The following is a 768-nucleotide window of genomic DNA, read 5'->3' as shown; positions in this document are numbered from 1 at the left end:
TCAAGTGCTTTTTACTAGCTTGACTAGGCTTATCGCAAGTTAATACGTCCTTCATCGCCTCCAACTGCCAAGGCATCCACCGTGTACGCTTAGTCACTTAACCATACAACCCAAACGGGTCTTTGTTTTGTGACAGTTTAACTTCGCCAGAAGTCAATATTGAATACTAAAGTAGATACCAATCAATCAACTCAAAGAGTTAACTAAATGGCACTGAATGGTACTGCTACCATTCTTTTTTTACTTTTGAAAACTCTGTACAAATAACAATGTTATTCATACGAATTTTATTATCAGCTTTTCCAAATTTTTAAAGAGCAAGAGATACGAAAACCTCTCAAAATTAAACACACTCTATTCTCAGGCTGTTTATGGCCCGATAAAGAATATTTATTTTTAAGAAGTAAAAGTGGTGGAGCTAAGCAGGATCGAACTGCTGACCTCCTGCGTGCAAGGCAGGCGCTCTCCCAGCTGAGCTATAGCCCCACATATGCTGGTACTTACTGTTTTAACCATCTTCTTAATTAGATAAGAAGTGGTGGGTCTGAGTAGATTTGAACTACCGACCTCACCCTTATCAGGGGTGCGCTCTAACCAGCTGAGCTACAGACCCAAAACAATAAGTGTTGTTCTCTTTACAATAACAATCATCTGTGTGGACACTACGAACAAATAAGTTCTAAATCGTATAAGGAGGTGATCCAGCCCCAGGTTCCCCTAGGGCTACCTTGTTACGACTTCACCCCAGTCATGAATCACTCCGTGGTA

At 40.8% G+C, this 768-nt stretch carries 2 tRNA genes and 2 rRNA genes; all 4 read right to left on the bottom strand.

The features are described 5' to 3' along the window. Positions 1-103: ribosomal RNA gene (locus BW142_RS20500) — 23S ribosomal RNA — on the bottom strand; the annotation flags it as partial. A 307-nt stretch (positions 104-410) separates the two neighbouring features. Further along, positions 411-486: transfer RNA gene (locus BW142_RS20495), tRNA-Ala, on the bottom strand. Positions 487-536: 50 nt separating this feature from the next. Further along, positions 537-613, bottom strand: a tRNA-Ile gene (locus BW142_RS20490). 76 nt (positions 614-689) lie between these two features. Beyond that, positions 690-768 (bottom strand): 16S ribosomal RNA (locus BW142_RS20485); the annotation flags it as partial.

Origin of the sequence: Pseudoalteromonas sp. EB27 (assembly GCF_001974875.1) — a bacterium.
Classification (GTDB): Bacteria; Pseudomonadota; Gammaproteobacteria; order Enterobacterales; family Alteromonadaceae; genus Pseudoalteromonas.
This window is presented reverse-complemented; position numbering and strand designations above follow the sequence as displayed.